At 67.0% G+C, this 16,619-nt stretch carries 16 protein-coding genes; 11 read left to right on the top strand and 5 right to left on the bottom strand.

Annotated elements, in window-relative coordinates; all coding sequences use genetic code 11:
* The first annotated feature begins 96 nt into the window (after positions 1-96).
* The 4 genes from ACLMAJ_RS10650 (at position 97) to ACLMAJ_RS10635 (ending at position 4,753) form a co-directional block, all read left to right on the top strand.
* The gene (locus tag ACLMAJ_RS10650; protein ID WP_412013416.1) at positions 97-483 is read left to right on the top strand and encodes a DUF485 domain-containing protein; all 387 of its coding nucleotides are present in this window, start codon (positions 97-99) and stop codon (positions 481-483) included.
* Positions 480-2,114 (top strand): solute symporter family protein, encoded by a 1,635-nt coding sequence (locus ACLMAJ_RS10645; protein ID WP_412013415.1) that lies wholly within the window; start codon positions 480-482, stop codon positions 2,112-2,114. Before ACLMAJ_RS10650 ends, ACLMAJ_RS10645 begins: the two co-directional genes overlap by 4 nt.
* Before the next feature lie 36 nt (positions 2,115-2,150).
* The gene (acs, locus tag ACLMAJ_RS10640; protein ID WP_412013414.1) at positions 2,151-4,142 is read left to right on the top strand and encodes an acetate--CoA ligase; all 1,992 of its coding nucleotides are present in this window, start codon (positions 2,151-2,153) and stop codon (positions 4,140-4,142) included.
* Positions 4,143-4,309: 167 nt separating this feature from the next.
* Positions 4,310-4,753 carry a YybH family protein gene (locus ACLMAJ_RS10635; RefSeq protein ID WP_412013413.1) on the top strand — a complete coding sequence of 148 codons (444 nt, stop codon included), beginning with the start codon at positions 4,310-4,312 and terminating at the stop codon, positions 4,751-4,753.
* A gap of 31 nt (positions 4,754-4,784) precedes the next feature.
* Here ACLMAJ_RS10635 and ACLMAJ_RS10630 read toward each other — a convergent pair whose 3' ends face one another.
* Genes ACLMAJ_RS10630 through ACLMAJ_RS10620 form a run of 3 tightly spaced genes read right to left on the bottom strand, consistent with a single transcriptional unit; the run spans position 4,785 to position 7,055 of the window.
* Positions 4,785-5,354 carry a TetR/AcrR family transcriptional regulator gene (locus tag ACLMAJ_RS10630; protein ID WP_412013412.1) on the bottom strand — a complete coding sequence of 190 codons (570 nt, stop codon included), beginning with the start codon at positions 5,352-5,354 and terminating at the stop codon, positions 4,785-4,787.
* 31 nt (positions 5,355-5,385) lie between these two features.
* Positions 5,386-6,156, bottom strand: coding sequence for an NADPH-dependent FMN reductase (locus tag ACLMAJ_RS10625; RefSeq protein ID WP_412013411.1), 771 nt, complete (start codon positions 6,154-6,156; stop codon positions 5,386-5,388).
* Complete coding sequence (locus tag ACLMAJ_RS10620) at positions 6,153-7,055, bottom strand: alpha/beta fold hydrolase (protein ID WP_412013410.1); 903 nt, start codon at positions 7,053-7,055, stop codon at positions 6,153-6,155. Before ACLMAJ_RS10620 ends, ACLMAJ_RS10625 begins: the two co-directional genes overlap by 4 nt.
* Positions 7,056-7,282: 227 nt before the next feature.
* Here ACLMAJ_RS10620 and ACLMAJ_RS10615 point away from each other — a divergent pair, with 227 nt between their 5' ends.
* From ACLMAJ_RS10615 to ACLMAJ_RS10600, 4 genes are all read left to right on the top strand, one after another.
* On the top strand, positions 7,283-10,654 hold the full coding sequence (locus ACLMAJ_RS10615) for an AfsR/SARP family transcriptional regulator (RefSeq protein ID WP_412013409.1): 3,372 nt from the start codon (positions 7,283-7,285) through the stop codon (positions 10,652-10,654).
* Positions 10,655-11,024: 370 nt separating this feature from the next.
* Positions 11,025-11,684, top strand: a complete 660-nt coding sequence (locus ACLMAJ_RS10610; protein WP_412013408.1) for a hypothetical protein — start codon at positions 11,025-11,027, stop codon at positions 11,682-11,684.
* A gap of 64 nt (positions 11,685-11,748) precedes the next feature.
* Positions 11,749-12,249 (top strand): DUF6529 family protein, encoded by a 501-nt coding sequence (locus ACLMAJ_RS10605; protein ID WP_412013675.1) that lies wholly within the window; start codon positions 11,749-11,751, stop codon positions 12,247-12,249.
* A 14-nt stretch (positions 12,250-12,263) separates the two neighbouring features.
* Entirely contained in the window at positions 12,264-12,740 is a 477-nt protein-coding gene (locus ACLMAJ_RS10600) for a Rieske (2Fe-2S) protein (protein ID WP_412013407.1), read from the top strand.
* A gap of 25 nt (positions 12,741-12,765) precedes the next feature.
* On the opposite strand, the gene ACLMAJ_RS10595 is transcribed toward ACLMAJ_RS10600, so the two are convergent.
* Entirely contained in the window at positions 12,766-13,233 is a 468-nt protein-coding gene (locus tag ACLMAJ_RS10595) for a VOC family protein (RefSeq protein WP_412013406.1), read from the bottom strand.
* A gap of 56 nt (positions 13,234-13,289) precedes the next feature.
* Positions 13,290-14,180, bottom strand: a complete 891-nt coding sequence (locus ACLMAJ_RS10590; protein ID WP_412013674.1) for a hypothetical protein — start codon at positions 14,178-14,180, stop codon at positions 13,290-13,292.
* A 140-nt stretch (positions 14,181-14,320) separates the two neighbouring features.
* On the opposite strand from ACLMAJ_RS10590, the gene lspA reads away from it, so the two are divergent.
* The 3 genes from lspA to ACLMAJ_RS10575 are packed head-to-tail and all read left to right on the top strand — an operon-like array spanning position 14,321 to position 16,603.
* Complete coding sequence (lspA, locus tag ACLMAJ_RS10585) at positions 14,321-14,992, top strand: signal peptidase II (protein WP_412013405.1); 672 nt, start codon at positions 14,321-14,323, stop codon at positions 14,990-14,992.
* Positions 14,989-15,915, top strand: a complete 927-nt coding sequence (locus tag ACLMAJ_RS10580) for an RluA family pseudouridine synthase (RefSeq protein ID WP_412013404.1) — start codon at positions 14,989-14,991, stop codon at positions 15,913-15,915. Before lspA ends, ACLMAJ_RS10580 begins: the two co-directional genes overlap by 4 nt.
* Positions 15,908-16,603, top strand: coding sequence for a hypothetical protein (locus tag ACLMAJ_RS10575; protein WP_412013403.1), 696 nt, complete (start codon positions 15,908-15,910; stop codon positions 16,601-16,603). Before ACLMAJ_RS10580 ends, ACLMAJ_RS10575 begins: the two co-directional genes overlap by 8 nt.
* Positions 16,604-16,619 lie beyond the last annotated feature (16 nt).

The raw sequence follows: 16,619 nt of genomic DNA, 5'->3' as shown, positions 1-16,619 counted from the left end.
GGCACCTTCACAGAGTGACCTGCGCCACATCATCATTCCGGCACGCCGTCCTGGCTACGGTCTGCGCAGTAAGCCAAGTCACACGCTAGGACTCCTATGACAAGTATCGACCTCGACGACGAGAGCACCGAGCCTCGACGCTCGGATGCCGACGCGCCGCCGCGCACGCCGAGCGCCGAGGACTTCGCCGCCGTACAAGCGAGTCCGCAATTCCAGGAACTGCGAAGCCGGTTGCGCCGTTTCGTGTTCCCGATGACGGCACTGTTCCTGGTCTGGTACCTGAGCTACGTGCTGCTCGGCGCGTACGCGCACGACTTCATGGCGCACAAGGTCTTCGGGAACATCAACCTGGGCCTCCTGCTCGGCCTCGCGCAGTTCCTCTCCACCTTCGCCATCACCGCGCTCTACGTCCGGTTCGCCAACCGCGAACTGGACCCGCGCGCTGGTGCTATTCGTCATTACCTCGAGGGAAGCCAGGCATGAGTCAGCAGTATCTGGCGGCTGGGACCGTCGGCAATCCGGTTGCGAACATCGCCATCTTCGGCGTCTTCGTCGCGATCACGATGGTCGTGGTGATCCGGGCCAGTCGTAACAACCGCACCGCCGCGGACTACTTCACCGGCGGGCGCGGCTTCACCGGCCCACAGAACGGCGTCGCCATCGCGGGCGATTACCTTTCCGCGGCAAGCTTTCTCGGCATCGCGGGCGCTATCGCGGTATACGGCTACGACGGGTTCCTGTACTCGATCGGTTTCCTGGTCGCCTGGCTGGTCGCGCTGCTCCTTGTCGCCGAAATGCTCAGGAACACCGGCAAATTCACCATGGCCGATGTATTGAGCTTCCGGTTGAAGGAAGGCCCCGTCCGCACCGCCGCCGCGCTCACCACGCTGGCCGTCTCACTGTTCTATCTGCTGGCGCAGATGGCGGGTGCCGGTGGTCTGGTCGCACTACTGCTCAACATCTCCGACAAGACGGGGCAATCCATCGTGATCGCCGCCGTCGGCGTGCTGATGATCGTGTACGTGCTGGTCGGCGGGATGAAGGGCACCACGTGGGTGCAGATCATCAAGGCCGCACTGCTAATCACCGGGGCCGCGGTGATGACGGTCATGGTGTTCGCCAAGTTCGGCTTCAACTTCTCCGACATCCTCGGCTCGGCCCAGGACGCGGTATCCGGCTCGAAGACCAAGGGCGTTGCCGCGCGTGACGTGCTCGCCCCCGGCGCTCAGTACGGTGGCAGCTCGACTTCCAAGCTGAACTTCGTCTCCCTCGGCCTTGCGCTGGTACTGGGCACCGCCGGTCTGCCGCACGTGCTGATGCGCTTCTACACCGTGCCCACCGCGAAAGAGGCTCGGCGATCGGTGGTCTGGGCGATCGGCCTGATCGGCGCGTTCTACCTGTTCACCCTGGTGCTCGGCTACGGCGCGGCGGCGATCGTCGGCCCCGACAAGATTCTGAGCGCGGCCGGCGGCCAGAATTCGGCGGCACCGCTGCTCGCGTTCGAGCTGGGTGGTGTTGTGCTGCTCGGCATTATCTCCGCGGTCGCCTTCGCCACGATCCTCGCGGTCGTCGCCGGCCTGACCATTACCGCATCGACATCGTTCGCGCACGATATCTACGCGAGCGTGATCAAGAAGGGCAAGGTCGACGAGGACAAGCAGGTCCGGGTCTCCAGGATCACCGCGGTGATCATCGGCATCCTCGCCATCGGGCTCGGCATCCTCGCCAACGGCCAGAATGTCGCGTTCCTGGTGGCACTCGCGTTCGCGGTCGCCGCGGCCGCGAATCTGCCGACCATCCTGTTCTCGCTGTTCTGGAAGCGGTTCAACACCACGGGCGCATTGTTCAGCATGTACGGCGGCCTGATCTCCACGATCGTGTTGATCGTGTTCTCCCCCGCGGTGTCCGGCACGGCGACCTCGATGATCCCCGGCTCCAAGTTCGACTGGTTCCCGCTGTCGAATCCGGGAATCGTCTCCATCCCACTGGCTTTCGCGCTCGGCGCGATCGGCACCTTCGTCGGCGGACGCGCCAAGGAAGACCCCGCCAAGGCCTCGGAGATGGAGGTCCGCTCGCTCACCGGCGTCGGTGCCGAGAAGGCCGTCGCGCACTAGTACCGCGCATCTTGCTATTTCGATAGGAGTTTCACGTTGACCAGCGCAACCACCGACCTCGACAGCACGGCGGGCTCCGTACCGGCGACCTACTCTCCGGATGCCGCGTTCATCGCGAGCGCGAACGCCGACGGTGCACTGTATGAGCGTGCGGCCTCCGATCAGCTCGGGTTCTGGGCCGATCAGGCTCGGCGGTTGCAGTGGGATCAGCCGTGGACGCAGGTCCTCGATTGGAGCGACGCACCGGTCGCGAAATGGTTCATCGACGGCAAGCTCAATGTCGCGTACAACTGCGTGGACCGGCACGTGATCGACGGCCACGGCGAGCAGGTAGCGATCCACTGGGAAGGTGAGCCGGGTGATTCCAGGGACATCACCTATAGCGAGTTGCTCGCCGAAGTATCCAGGGCGGCAAACTATCTCACCGAACTCGGAATGCGGGCGGGCGACCGCGTCGCCATCTACATGCCGATGGTGCCGGAGGCCATCGTCTCGATGCTGGCCTGCGCCCGCCTCGGCCTGACCCACTCGGTCGTGTTCGCGGGCTTCTCCCCCACCGCGCTGCGGCAGCGGGTGGACGACGCCGAGGCGCGACTGGTGATCACCACCGACGGCCAGTGGCGGCGCGGTGCGGCCGCGCCGCTCAAGGCCGCGGTGGACGAGGCGCTCGACGGTGCGCCATCGAGCGTCGAGCACGTACTTGTGGTGCGCCGCACCAACATCGACGTGCTGTGGACCGAAGGTCGTGACCTCTGGTGGCACGACACGGTCACCGATGCCTCCCCCGATCACCAGGCGCAGGGCTTCGACGCCGAGCACCCGCTGTTCATCCTCTACACCTCCGGCACCACCGGAAAACCCAAGGGAATCCTGCACACCACCGGCGGCTACCTGACCCAGGCGTCCTATACCCACCACAACGTCTTCGACCACAAGGCCGGCCACGACGTCTACTGGTGCACCGCCGATATCGGCTGGGTCACCGGGCACAGCTACATCGTCTACGGCCCGCTGTCGAACAGGGCCACGCAGGTCGTCTACGAGGGCACACCCAACTCCCCCGACGAGCACCGGCACTTCGAAATCATCGAAAAGTACGGCGTCACCATCTATTACACCGCTCCCACCCTGGTGCGGACGTTCATGAAATGGGGGCGGCAGATTCCCGACGCGCACAACCTGTCCTCGCTGCGGCTGCTCGGCTCGGTGGGCGAGCCCATCAACCCGGAGGCGTGGCGCTGGTATCGAGATGTCATCGGCGGCAACCGAACTCCGATCGTGGACACCTGGTGGCAGACCGAAACCGGCGCCATCATGATCTCCCCGCTGCCCGGCGTCACCGCGACCAAACCGGGTGCGGCGATGGCACCGCTGCCCGGCATCTCCGCCAAGATCGTCGACGACGAGGGCACCGAACTCGACAGCGGCCGTTCCGGTCTGCTCGTCCTCGACCAGCCATGGCCATCGATGCTGCGTGGCATCTGGAACGACATGGACCGTTTCCGGGAAACCTATTGGGACCGATTCGCCGCCGCCGGTTGGTATTTCGCCGGTGACGGCGCCAAGCTCGACACCGACGGCGACCTATGGATACTCGGCCGCGTCGACGATGTCATGAACGTCTCCGGCCACCGAATCTCCACCGCCGAAGTCGAATCCGCCCTCGTCGGTCACGCCGGAGTGGCCGAGGCCGCCGTGGTCGGCGCCAGCGACGACACCACCGGCCAGGCCATCGTCGCCTTCGTCATCCTCACCGCGGACACTGCCGCTAGCGGCCGCTTGCAGGTCGCTCGAAACAGCGCTGACAACACCGGCGCGGCACTGATCGCCGAGCTCAAAGCCGAAGTGTCCCGCGAGATCAGCCCGATCGCGCGCCCACGCGAAATCCACATCGTCCCCGAACTCCCGAAAACCCGCAGCGGCAAAATCATGCGCCGCCTACTCCGCGACGTCGCCGAAGGCCGAGAACTCGGCGATACTTCGACCCTCGTCGACCCGAAGGTCTTCGAGACCATCGCACGCGGATAGGCGACGCGGAATGCGGCGGACCCGGCCACCACAGTGATGAGGGGGGCCGGGTCCGCCGTTCCGCGTTTCAACCGGTGTGACGTATCTGTCGGTGGGGTCTGCAAGAGTGCGGTCAGCCCTACCTGCTGATCGCTCCGGCGATCGCCGAGAAAGTTCGAGGTGGACAAATGACTCAGATAACAGCGGAGACAGACGTCGCGGAGATCCGCGGCGTGATCGACGGTTGGGTCGAAGCGTTTCGCAGCCACGATGTGGAGGCTGCGATGGCCGTTCACGCTCCGGACACGGTGTCCTTCGACATCGTCGCGCCGCTGCGCTACGTCGGCGTCAGCGCGTACCGGAGGCCGTGGGAGGAGGTGTTCGAGAACTTCCCCGGCCCCATCGATTTCGAGATCCGCGACCTGGATATCACCCTCGGCAGCGATCTCGCCTTCAGTCGCAGCCTCAACCGAATGACAGCCACCATGGGCGACGGGCAGCAGATCGACTACTGGTTCCGGTGGACGGCCTGTTTCCGGAAAATCGAGGGCCGGTGGCTGATCGTGCACGATCACACCTCGGTGCCGACAGACTTTGCGAGCGGCATGGCGGTGCTGGACCTGGTGCCGTAGCAACGCGCCCGAGGCACGACCGCCGAGTTCGCTATTCGCGGTTGTCCGGCGAGGAGTCGAGGAAGAGGTCGGCGGCGCGGGCGGCGACTTCGCTGCGGGTTCGGTGGGGGTGGTCGGCGGCGAGAAAGTGGTTGCCGATGGCGAGGCAGAAGGCGAGGAGGCAGCGGGCTTCGATTTCGTCGGGGTCCGTGTAGAGGGCGCCGAAAAGTTCGCGGGCGTATTCCATGCGGTAGTTGTCGACGCGGCGTAGGCGTTCGGCGACCGCCTCGTCGCGCCGGGCCCAGTCGCGGATGGCGAGGTCGATCGGCAGCAGGCGGTCGCTGGAGAAGGTGAGTAGACCTGCACGCCGCAGCTTTGTCTGTGCGTCGCCGCCCTCGCGTTCGACTCGGATGCGCACCTCGGTGCTTTCGCGTTCCCAGGTGTCGAGCATTTCCTCCAGCAGCGCGTTCCTGTCGGCGAAGTGGCCGTAGAAGCCACCCTTGGTGACACCGAGCGCCTGCGCGAGGGCCTCTATGCGCACGGCGTCGGGGCCGCCTGCCGACAGCGCCGTAAGACCCTGCTCGATCCAGTTGCTGCGGGGTGTACGCGTGACGGCGACCATTCCATCAGTATCGCGGATGCGATGGCCCCGCTCACAGGACGAAAGGCGCGCGGGCACGGGCAGCGCGCAATGCGCGGGCCCACCAGAGGAGTTGGTCTACGGCGGAGTTGACGGATTCGTCGAGCTCGGCGTCGCGGCGGGGCCAGCTGCCGTCGGCGGCGAAGCGCTGCCAGACCTTGGCGATGGGGACGATGCGGCGAATGGGGACCGCGTTCAGTTCGCCGAACACTTGCCGCAATTGGGCCGCGGCCTGGCTACCGTCGGTGTCTCGGCCGTAGCTGACGATGGTGACCGGTTTGGCGGCCCATTCGGTGTCGAACCAGTCGATGGCGTTCTTCACCGCGGCGGGGAAGCTTCGGTTGTATTCGGGGGTGACTACGACGAAGGCGTCGGCCGCGGCCAAACGCTCCCCCAGTTCCCGCACCGCTGCGGGAAGCGGTTCGTCCTCATCGGTGAGCTGGTCGGGAAGTCCTGCTGCGGCGAGGTCGATGGAGTCCAAATCGACATCACGGCGGCGGCGCATCCGGCCTGCGAACCAATCCGCCACCGTCGGCCCGAATCGGCCGATGCGAGTGCTGCCGAGAATCACCGCTACCCGGACCGGGCTCGCGGTCGGCACCACCCGATCCGAACCCGCATCAAGCACCACCCGATCAGAACTCGCGGCAGACACCACCCGATCAGAACTCGCGGCAGGCACCACCAGGCCTACCCTCGCGGTGGGCAACCACGGTGTGCTGCGATCCGGCTTGTCGGTGCCGTCCGCCGCAGTGCTCGTGGTCCGGTCACCGCGCTCACTCACCGGGCGTCCTTGACGGGTGCCTCGAGGAAGGCAGGGATGATCGGCAGCAGCAGTTCGGGGCGGTGGACCAGGGTGATGTGGGTGGTACCCGGCAAGATGGCGAGCTGCGAGTTCGGCAGGCCCGCGGGCGTGTCACCCATGATGCCGCCGCCGAAGAGCCGGAACAGCTCGACCGCATGTTCGGGCCTGACGATGTCGGAGTCGCCGATCACCGTCAGCGTCGGCGCTTCGATCCGGCGCACCGCTTCCGCCGCGAAAGCGGGCATCGCGTTCTGGTCGTGATCCTTTACCCGCGCGACCAACTTCGGGAAGTCCTCGGGGCGCGGGGCGTTCTTCATGTAGTCGGTGTGAAAGGACGAGCCGTGCAGCATTTCGGGCTGCAGATCGGCGAGCCCCTCTATCAGACCCGGGTGCATCGCGCTCGCATCGAGACCACCCGCGGCCAGTATCTGCTTGCGCACCAGTTCGGGATACTTCAGCGAAATCTCCAGTGCGACACCGGCACCCATGCTGTAGCCGAGGATATCCGCCCGCTGCACACCGAGCTCGTGCAGCAGTGCCACCGTGTCCTCGGCCATCTGCGGGGTGCGCAGCGGACGGTCGATGTCGGCGGTGTGACCGTGCGCCTGCTGTTCGACGGCGATCACCTGGCGGGTCTTGGACAGCTCCGGGATCAGCTGACCGAAATCGGTGCCGATGCCCGACAGCGCGCCGTGCAGCAGCACAAGGGGCGGCTGCGATGTCGGGGCGCCGTGCACCTCGTAGTACATGTGCAGGCCGTTCACCTCGGCGTAGGCGCCGGCGTCTACCGGAGCCTTCTCATCGTCGGCCGCCGAGCAGCCGGAAATCAGGGCCGTCGCGGCGAGGGCAGCGGCGGCGAATGCGGTGCGGAGTTTCATGGCGGTTCCTTCGGTGATCGATGTTCGTCGTTGTCACCAACTCTGAGCCGCGCACCTTCCGGTTTCTTTACGGTCCGATTCCGGTGCCCTGGGTGCTCGGTCGACGGAGCGACCTCGGCGTTCGCCGCGGGCTCCGGCTCGACGTCGAGCTCCGGCACGGCAACGAGCTCCCGCTTCGGGCACGTCGTGCGGCACAAGCAGGCATGGTCACCGCTTAGGCTGCGGATATGCGTTTCGGTGTGCTCGGTCCATTGACGGTATGGACAGATACCGGGACGGTGGTACCGATACCGGGTGCAAAAGTGCGGGCATTGTTGGCAGATCTGCTGGTCAACGGCGGTCAACCGGTCTCGGCGGATCGGCTCATCGATGACATCTGGGCCGATGAGCCGCCGGGTAACCCAGCGGGCACACTGGCGGCCAAGGCGTCGCAGTTGCGCAGGGCGTTGCAGGATGCCGAGCCCGGCGGTCGCGAGTTGGTGGTGTCGCCGCCGCCCGGGTATCGACTCGGCGGCACCGATGTCGACGCATCGCGTTTCCGTTCGCTGGTGGCCACCGCCCGCGCCGCCACCGATACTGCCGGGCGCGTGCGGGCGCTCACCGAGGCGCTCGAGCTGTGGCGCGGACCCGCCTACGCCGATTTCCGGGACGCGCCCTTCGCCGAACCCGCGATCGCGCAACTGGAGGAGCAGCGGCTCGTGGCCGTCGAGGAATTGGCCGAGGCACGACTGGCACTGGGCGAATACCGAGAGGTGGCGGGTGATCTCGCGACATTCGTGCGCGAACATCCACTGCGCGAACGGCTGCGGGCCTGCTATGTGCGGGCGCTCTACGGCGCGGGCCGTCAAGCCGAAGCGCTGGACAGCTACGAGGATCTACGCAGGCAGTTGGCCGACGATCTCGGCTTGGACCCGAGTCCGGAACTCGTTGCCCTGCAACGCTCGATCCTCGGACAGGAGCTCGAGCTCGCCGCGCCCCGACCGGAAACCACACTCCGGCGGCGCGATTCCAATATCCCGGCCCAACGCACCGAGCTGATCGGGCGCGATGCGGATCTGATTCGCCTGCGCGACACCGTTTCCGGCACCAGGCTGGTGACGTTGACCGGTCCTGGCGGCGTCGGCAAGACCCGGCTGGCACTCGCCATGGCCGCAGGGCTGAGTGATCGGTTCACGCACGGCCGCTGGCTGGTCGAGCTGGCACCGCTGCAACCGACGGCAACCGACGGCGCCGCCTGGCTGGCCGAGGCGGTATCGCAGGTGCTCGGCATCCGGGCCACTGACGGCGCCGATCCGGCGGAACTACTCTGCGAAGTGCTCGCAGACCAGGACCTGCTGCTTGTCCTGGACAATTGCGAACACATCATCGACCACGCGGCCGACCTCGCCGAACTACTCCTCGGCGCGGCACCGAACCTGCGCATTCTGGCCACCAGCCGCGAGCAGCTGCGGCTGCCGGGTGAGAGCATCGTGCCGGTGGAGCCACTACAGGTCCCCGCACGCGAAGTTCCGATCGACGAGCTCGAACAATCCAGCGCGGTACAGCTATTCCTCACCAGGGCCCGCGCGAGCGACCGCGACTTCGTTCTCGACGCCGACAACGCCGAACCGGTCGCCACCCTGTGCCGTCGACTCGACGGCATCCCGCTCGCCCTCGAATTGGCCGCGACGAGGGTCCGGGCATTGGGTGTGCACGAGATGGTGGCCCGGCTCGACGACCGCTTCCGCCTGCTCGCCACCGGCCACCGCGGCGCCCCACCCCGCCAACAGACCCTCACCGCCATGATCGACTGGAGCTGGGGGCTGCTCGACGACACCGAACGCGCGGTACTGCGCCGACTGGCCGTGCACGCGGGTGGCTGCACCCTCGACGCCGCCGAAACCGTTTGTGCGACAAGTATTGATGCGGAAACTGCCACCGAGTCCGGTCCAACGCGCGGCCGGCCACGGGCCGAAGACAGCACCCGCAGCAGGGTGGCCGCTGTCGATCGGAGAGCGGCCGACAGCGATCACGGCGATCGCGCTGCCATCGCGCCGGTCCGCCTCGACGCGTCCGCCGTGGCGGATGTTGTTGCACGACTGGTAGATCGGTCGCTCGTTCACGCGGCAGGGCGACGGTATCGACTACTGGAGTCGGTGGCGGCGTTCAGCATGGATCGACTGGCGGAGGCGGGCGAGGTGGCTGCGCTGCATTGGGCGCATCATCGCTACTACCTGCTGTTGGCCGAACGGGCCGCACCCGAGCTCTATGGCGCCGATCAGCGGCGGTGGCTGCACCGGCTGGATAGTGAAAGCGCGAATCTGCGTGCCGCACTGGACGGATTCGTACGGGGTGACGACGCGGAGCATGCGCTGCGCCTGGTGAACGCGCTGGCCTGGTACTGGTTGCTGCGCGGCCGGTCGAGTGAGGCACGGCGGTGGTTCGACGCCGCTCTCGCCCTCGGCGGCTCACCGAAGCATCGCGCGCCCGCCCTGGCATGGAATGTCGGCCTGGCTTTCCAGCAGGGCGAATTCACCGACGGTGTGGCGAAGCGCGCCGCGGTGTTCGCCGCTTACGACACTGTCGAGGATCCGGCCGGGCGCGCGCGTGCCGAATTGTTTCTCGCATTCTCCGCGCTGGAATCCGGTGACCTGCCGGAGCTGGAAGCACTGGTGCGCCGAGCACTTCCGGTGTGCGAACAGCTCGGTGACCGTTGGGGTATCGCGACAGCGCATGTGGCGCTGGCGAAATCGGCACACAGCCGGGTCGATCTGACCTCATTGGAGGACAATGCCAGATCCGCCGCGCGGATCTTCGCCGAGATCGACGACCGCTGGGGCAGGCTGCAAGCGGCCGAATGGCTGGGCGGGCTCGCCGAATTGACCGGCGACCTAGCCGGAGCCACCGAGATCCACACCGAAGCACTCGGCCTCGCCGAGGAGTTGGAACTGTGGGGCCAGGTATGCACCCACCTGTGTTGGCTCGGCTGGATCACCATGCAGCACACCGAGTTCGACCGTGCCACCACGCTCGGCGAACAGGCACTGCGGATCGCTGCCGAACACGGCTACGGTCCCGGCCGCATCTTCGCCTCGGTGGTGCTCGCTTTCACCGCCCGCCGAGCTGGCAAACCCGATGTCGCGGAACACATCCTGCGTGAACTCCTCGCACTCACCCCACCCGGCGCCGAAGAGACTCCGCTTTTCCTGCCCATGCTCCAGGTCGAACTCGGCTACATCCTCGAACAGCGTGGCGAGCCCGCGGCCGCCCTCGACCTCCACCTCACCGCCTTCGACGGCGCTCAACGCATCGCCGCCCCCCGCGACACCTCCTTCGCCCTGGCCGGTTTGGCGGCCGCCACCGCGAGCCTCGGCGAATACAACACCGCCGCACACCTTTTAAGCGCCGCAGAAGCTGTCCGCCTGGCCAACGGCATCGCGCTACTGCCCGCCGAACGCCCGGACATCGACCACCCGACCGCCACAGTCCGAGCGGCCCTCGGCGATCCGGCGTTTACCGCCGCCCACGCCGCGGGCGCGAAACTGACCCCCGGTGCGGCCCGGGCGCTGGCAGCCGCGGTGGCACCGAATGCGCAGCGCACAGCCGCCGAACTCGGCTGACCTCGACCGGACAACCCGGGACAAGCGTCGGTATCTGCGATACGTCGCATTCCGACATAGGAACCCGCCGGGGCACTGACAGTCGCCTTGTCCACGAACATTCCCTCTTGCAGGCGGCCATAGATACCGACTGCACGCCACACACCCGCCGATCCCTGGCTTACGTCCTGCGCGGCATACTCAATTCGACCCATCCGCGTGAGCGGCGAACGCACAGGCAGGGCACGCCGGTTGACGGGTGTCGTGAATGCTGGTTTGAACCGCTCGGGCGGTCTACCACGTAGACAATGCGAGACAGCGATACCGGCGCAGCGTGCGGTTCGGATATCGCTTCGGCCGGTCTGTCGACGGCCGCACATCAAGGAGACCGATGAAACGTCTGGGACCTTTGCTCACTCTCGGGGCGATGGCGGTGTTGGCCGTTGTCCTGCTCGTCATCAATATGTCCAAGGAAACCGAGCCGACGCCGAACTCGGCGGCAGCGACGACCACCGCACCCGCCGCTGCGACGACACCGGGCACACCGACCACCAGCATCAACGCGGCGACCCCGTTCCCCGCCAAGGCCGACTATGTCGGCACCATCCCGCTACAGTCCGGCGGCACCCTCACGCTCTCGATCGCCGTGCAAGGCAGCAAGGCGACCGCGTACGCGTGCGACGGCCAGTCGATCGAATCCTGGCTACAGGGCAGCGCGACAAATGGTTCGTTGCAGCTGACCGGCAAGAACAACGCGCGACTCGACGGCAGCTTCGATGGCAAGGCCGTCAACGGGACGCTGCGGATCGGCGGCGAGCAGTGGGGGTTCACCGCGGCGCCGGTACAGCCACCCGCGGGGCTGTACGTCTACAACGACGGTGGCGAGCGTGAGAGCTGGATCGTCGACTCCAACGGTGGCGTCACCGGCGTCCGGCGTGCGGCCGACGGTTCCACCTCGCCCGCACCCGCCCTCGCGACCGACGCGACGGCAATTGTCAACGGCAAGAAGGTAACTGCGAGCAAGGTAAGCGGTGGTGACAGTGCCGGCTGATCGAGAGGCCCTGACTGTGCGAGCCCAGCCGAGGACCGCGTCGGCGGCGGCGATCGTTATCCCGATGCTGATCGGCGCGGCCGTCGCTGTCGCGCTCGGTGTGTATGGGAAAGTGCACGACCCGCGGTTCTTCTCGGTCAACGTGGCCGGATTCTCCAGCCCGACGGCGGTGAAGACCTGGCTGGCCACGCTCGCGACCGCGCTGGCGCTGTTCCAATTCGCCTCCGCGCTGTGTATGTACGGCAAGATCCGCGGATTCGCACCGTCCTGGATCGGCGTCGCACACGTCTGGTCCGGCAGACTCGCCGTGCTCGCCAGCGTCCCGGTCGCGGTGCACTGCCTGTACGCCCTGGGATTTCACGAATACCAGACCAGGGTGCTGCTGCACTCGCTGTTCGGCTGCTTCTTCTACGGGGCATTCGTCGCGAAAATGCTGTTGCTGACCCGAAAGGGCCTGCCCGGCTGGGTAATTCCGGTCGCAGGCGGCCTGACGCTCACCGGCCTCATCGGCATCTGGCTGACCTCCGCCCTGTGGTTCTTCCAGAACAACGGCATCATTTTTTGAACGGAGCCCCACTCATGACCAACAACGAACGCATCGTCCGGCGGCGCACTGTCGTGGTGGCCGGAGCAGGTGCGGTGGCGGCCGCGGCCGCGCTCACCGCGTGCAGCACCTACGGCACGAACGACTCCGCATCCGGGCCGAAACCCGCCACCGCCGCTGCCCCCGGCCCGAATACCACCCCTAGCCCGAATACCGCCGCCGGGCAGCCGAGCCCGAATGCCCTCGCAAAGACGACCGATGTCCCGGTCGGCGGTGGCGTGATCAACGGCGACACCGTGGTAACCCAGCCGAGCGCAGGCGTCTTCGTCGGGCTGTCCTCAGTGTGCACACATGCGGGCTGCACCGTCGCCGAGGTGTCCGGCGGCACCATCAACTGTGTCTGCCACGGCAGCAAGTTCGGCCTCGACGGCTCGGTCGTGAACGGTCCTGCGACCCGCCCACTCGCCGCGAAGAAAGTTCGCGTCGAGGGCGAATCCATAGTGCCCGAGTAGCGCGGCAGCGCCGGAGTAGAACCGGTCAGGAACTGCCGAAGACTTCGGCCATCCGCTTGTCCATCTCCTCGGGCGAGACGTCCTCGACATGGGTCGACACGGTCCAGCGGTGGCCCCACGTGTCTTCGAACGAGCCGCTGCGGTCGCCGTAGAACTGGGTGACCACGGGCGTGAGTTGCCTCGCACCGGCCGCGAGGGCGGCGGCGAAGGCGGCGTCGGCATCCTCGACGTAGACGAGGAGGTTGACCGGAGTTCCGCCGACCGTCTTCGGGTCCAGGAACTCCATATCGGGAGCTGGGTCACTGAGCATGACGACCGAATCGCCGAACATCAATTCACAATGCGCGATCTTGCCGTCCGGGCCCGGTATGCGCATCCGCTCCGATGCGCCGAAAATGTGTTTGTAGAAGTCGATGGCAGCAGCGGCGCCGTCGATCGCCAGCCCTGGCGAGACCACCGGATATCCATCGGGAATGGGCTTGACATCGGACATGATTAACCTCCGGGAGAAGGCGAAGTGTCGGACGATCCGAGCCTATTCCCGCCTGGTCATTCCGTCCACGACACCTGTGTATTGATCGTCTGCCGCAGCATGCTCGCACTGCGCGAGTCGCGGTAGGCCTGATGCCCGCCGACGGTGATGGAACCCGATACCGGCAGCGGCAGCCCGAGGTCGACGGTGATCGTTCCCGTGCCCTGCATGACGTAGTCCTGGATGTCGAGGGTGCCCGCATTGTTGGGCATCGCCCACACCGCTGACTTCGGCGTTTGCGTCACCTCGAGCTCGATGGTCAGCCGGTCGCCCTCGCGCTCGGTCATGGTCGCGGTTGTCACCTGGTCAAGGGCGACGCCACCGGTCACCTCCTGGCGCACCGTCCACACCGCGCCCTCGCCGACCGGCTCGTCGGGAAACGCGATCGAACGATAGACCGCTTGATAGAAGGCTTGCTCCAGCGCGGCACGTGCGGCATTCGAAGTATCCGGTGACGGCTCGAGGCGCAGCGCGGTGATCGCGCCGAGCTCGCTCATATCGAAGCCCGCGTGCGAACCACCGGCCGCGGTGAGCGCCTTGGCGAGCGAGGGGTCCGGGCTGCTGATGGTGCCGAGAGTGAGGTCGACATCATCGCCGTCCGCGCGTGCGGTCATCGGGATGGTCAGCGCGGGCGTCGAAAAATCGCGCGACGGCTGATCGTTGATCTGCTGCTGGATGCTGTAGCCGGTATGCAATGTCACTTGCTGGGCGGTACCGGGTAGGTAGCTCGGACGCAGCAGGGCGCGCGGCTCGGCGCCCTGCGAAACGACCGTTGTGACGGCCGCCGAGATCGGCACCGTCACTTCCTTACCGATTCCGAGCGGGTCGGTGCTGTCGGATTCGCTGCGCGCCTCGGTCCCATCGCCGCAACCGACACCGAACGCGGAAAGCCCGACCGCGAGCACCATCAGCAGCACACCCGATCGCGCGATCCGAGGTGTGTTGGGGGAAGACAACACCGTCACGACGATCAGAGTACGACCGCTTCCTGAGTGTCAGCTGGGACATGCAGGTGACCGCGTGCAAACGGCCCAAGGTTGCTCGAGAGATGATGGTCGTCGTGAGTGACGACCGGCCGAACGAGGAAGACACTGCCGAACAGGCTGTGCCACCAACCGAACCAGCGGCAACGACCCCTGAACTATCCGACGAAGGGGAGACGGCAGCCCCAGCAGCGCCTTTGCGGCTGCGAACGCTGCTGATCATCGCGGCGGTGCTGCTCGGACTGGATCTGCTCACCAAGGCGATCGTGGTCGCTCAGCTGAAGCCGGGCGAACCGGTGTCGATCATCGGCGATTTCGCGCGGCTGTCGCTGGTGCGCAACCCCGGCGCGGCGTTCTCGATGGCCACCGGCATGACCTGGCTGCTGACGCTGGTCGCCGCGGGCGTGGTGATCGGCGTGATCCGCATCGGGCGCACACTGCGCTCGCTGTGGTGGGCGATCGGGCTGGGCATGGTGCTCGGCGGCGCGCTCGGCAACCTGGTTGACCGGTTGTTCCGTGCCCCCGGTCCACTACAGGGCCATGTGGTCGACTTCGTCGCGATCGGCTGGTGGCCGGTGTTCAATGTGGCGGATTCCGCGATCGTGTGCGGCGCCATCCTGCTGGTCGTGCTGACGGTGTTCGGGTTCGAACCCGACGGCCGTCGGGCGGGGCGTGACACCGCCCTCGGGGACAACGACAGCAAGACCGAGAACACCGAACAGGAGAACGCGGCATGAGGGAAACCAGAACCATGCCGGTGCCCGACGGCCTCGACGGCATGCGCGTCGATGCGGGGCTCGCACGGCTGCTCGGCCTTTCGCGCACCGCGGTGGCCGCGATGGCCGAGGACGGCTCGGTACAGCTCGACGGCGTCGCCGCGGGCAAGTCCGATCGACTCGTCGGCGGGGCCTGGCTGGAGGTCGAATTCCCCGAGCCCCGCCGAGAATTGACGATCGAGGCCGAAGCGGTAGAGGGCTTGACGATCCTGTACGCCGACGACGACATCGTCGCGGTGGACAAGCCGGTCGGCGTCGCCGCGCATCCCGGTGTCGGCTGGAGCGGGCCGACGGTGGTCGGCGGGCTGGCCGCGGCCGGCTACCGCATCTCCACCTCCGGTGCGCACGAACGCCAAGGCATCGTGCATCGGCTCGATGTCGGCACCTCGGGGGTGATGATGGTCGCACAGTCCGAGCGGGCCTACACGGTGCTCAAGCGGGCCTTCAAGGAACGCACCATCGATAAGCGGTATCACGCGCTGGTGCAGGGACATCCCGATCCGAGCAGCGGCACTATCGACGCCCCCATCGGCAGGGCCCGAGGCAACGACTGGAAATTCGCGGTCACCGCCGACGGACGCCCGAGCGTCACCCACTACGACACCGTCGAGGCCTTCCAGGCCGCGAGCCTGCTCGACATCCATCTGGAAACCGGCCGCACCCATCAGATCCGGGTGCATTTCTCCGCGATCCGCCACCCCTGCTGCGGCGACCTCACCTACGGCGCCGATCCGCGCCTCGCCGAGCGCCTCGGCCTGCAACGCCAGTGGCTGCATGCCCGCGCCCTCGGCTTCAACCACCCCGCCGACGGCCGATACCTGGAGATCACCAGCGAGTACCCGGCGGACTTGAAGAACGCGCTCGACGTCCTGCGAAATGCCTGACACGGCCCCTGATCGGACACCGTGGCGCGCGATCGCCATCGCCGCGGCAGCCATCGGGCTCGTCGTGCTGATGGCGGTGCTCGGCGCGCTGAATCCGCCGGTCCCCTCCGGCGTCTCCACCGACCGGCTCGGCCCCGAACGGGGCGAGCCGGTCGCGGACTACCTTGCCCGCGCCCATGACTCGCTCGCGAGCCCTGGCGCCGATGACCGCGGGGACACCGACGAGCACTGGGCCCTTGTCTCGTTCACCGAAACGCTGACGCCGGACCGGATTCCGGCACACGGCGGCGGTCTGCGCATCGCCCAGGTGATCCACCAAACGCGAATTCCCCGCGTCCACACCCCGATAGTCACCGTCGCCGTCCCGGCAGGCGACGCAGCAGCGGTCGCCTCCGCCGATAACGCGGCCTGGCAGTTGCTCGCGCAACCTGCCTCCGACGAGCGCTTCGCCCGCGTCGTCGCGATCTCGGTGTCCCGCCTGCGCGCGGGCTGCGCCTGCACCATCGGCATCGTCGTGCGAGGATCGCTACCGCGTCTGCGAGAACTGTCCACCCAGAACGGAATCCGCGCCGTCCAAGCCCTCCCCGCCGACGCCGTGTCCGGCCGCTTCGCGGTAGTCCCGCTACCTCCGGACCAGAATGATGTGGTGGCGCCCGGCCCCGACGACGGCCCGCTTCCCGAACGGTGAGAACGCGACGCGGGCA

It is taken from the genome of Nocardia arseniciresistens, assembly GCF_046764875.1.
GTDB lineage: Bacteria > Actinomycetota > Actinomycetes > Mycobacteriales > Mycobacteriaceae > Nocardia > Nocardia arseniciresistens.
This window is presented reverse-complemented; position numbering and strand designations above follow the sequence as displayed.

Excerpts from the sequence above, each read along its gene's own strand:
- ACLMAJ_RS10650 (WP_412013416.1), top strand. The coding sequence starts at position 97 with ATGACAAGTATCGACCTCGACGACGAGAGCACCGAGCCTCGACGCTCG.
- ACLMAJ_RS10645 (WP_412013415.1), top strand. The coding sequence starts at position 480 with ATGAGTCAGCAGTATCTGGCGGCTGGGACCGTCGGCAATCCGGTTGCG.
- ACLMAJ_RS10635 (WP_412013413.1), top strand. The coding sequence starts at position 4,310 with ATGACTCAGATAACAGCGGAGACAGACGTCGCGGAGATCCGCGGCGTG.
- ACLMAJ_RS10630 (WP_412013412.1), bottom strand. The coding sequence starts at position 5,354 with ATGGTCGCCGTCACGCGTACACCCCGCAGCAACTGGATCGAGCAGGGT.
- ACLMAJ_RS10620 (WP_412013410.1), bottom strand. The coding sequence starts at position 7,055 with ATGAAACTCCGCACCGCATTCGCCGCCGCTGCCCTCGCCGCGACGGCC.
- ACLMAJ_RS10615 (WP_412013409.1), top strand. The coding sequence starts at position 7,283 with ATGCGTTTCGGTGTGCTCGGTCCATTGACGGTATGGACAGATACCGGG.
- ACLMAJ_RS10610 (WP_412013408.1), top strand. The coding sequence starts at position 11,025 with ATGAAACGTCTGGGACCTTTGCTCACTCTCGGGGCGATGGCGGTGTTG.
- ACLMAJ_RS10605 (WP_412013675.1), top strand. The coding sequence starts at position 11,749 with ATGCTGATCGGCGCGGCCGTCGCTGTCGCGCTCGGTGTGTATGGGAAA.
- ACLMAJ_RS10600 (WP_412013407.1), top strand. The coding sequence starts at position 12,264 with ATGACCAACAACGAACGCATCGTCCGGCGGCGCACTGTCGTGGTGGCC.
- ACLMAJ_RS10595 (WP_412013406.1), bottom strand. The coding sequence starts at position 13,233 with ATGTCCGATGTCAAGCCCATTCCCGATGGATATCCGGTGGTCTCGCCA.
- ACLMAJ_RS10590 (WP_412013674.1), bottom strand. The coding sequence starts at position 14,180 with ATGGTGCTCGCGGTCGGGCTTTCCGCGTTCGGTGTCGGTTGCGGCGAT.
- lspA (WP_412013405.1), top strand. The coding sequence starts at position 14,321 with ATGATGGTCGTCGTGAGTGACGACCGGCCGAACGAGGAAGACACTGCC.
- ACLMAJ_RS10580 (WP_412013404.1), top strand. The coding sequence starts at position 14,989 with ATGAGGGAAACCAGAACCATGCCGGTGCCCGACGGCCTCGACGGCATG.
- ACLMAJ_RS10575 (WP_412013403.1), top strand. The coding sequence starts at position 15,908 with ATGCCTGACACGGCCCCTGATCGGACACCGTGGCGCGCGATCGCCATC.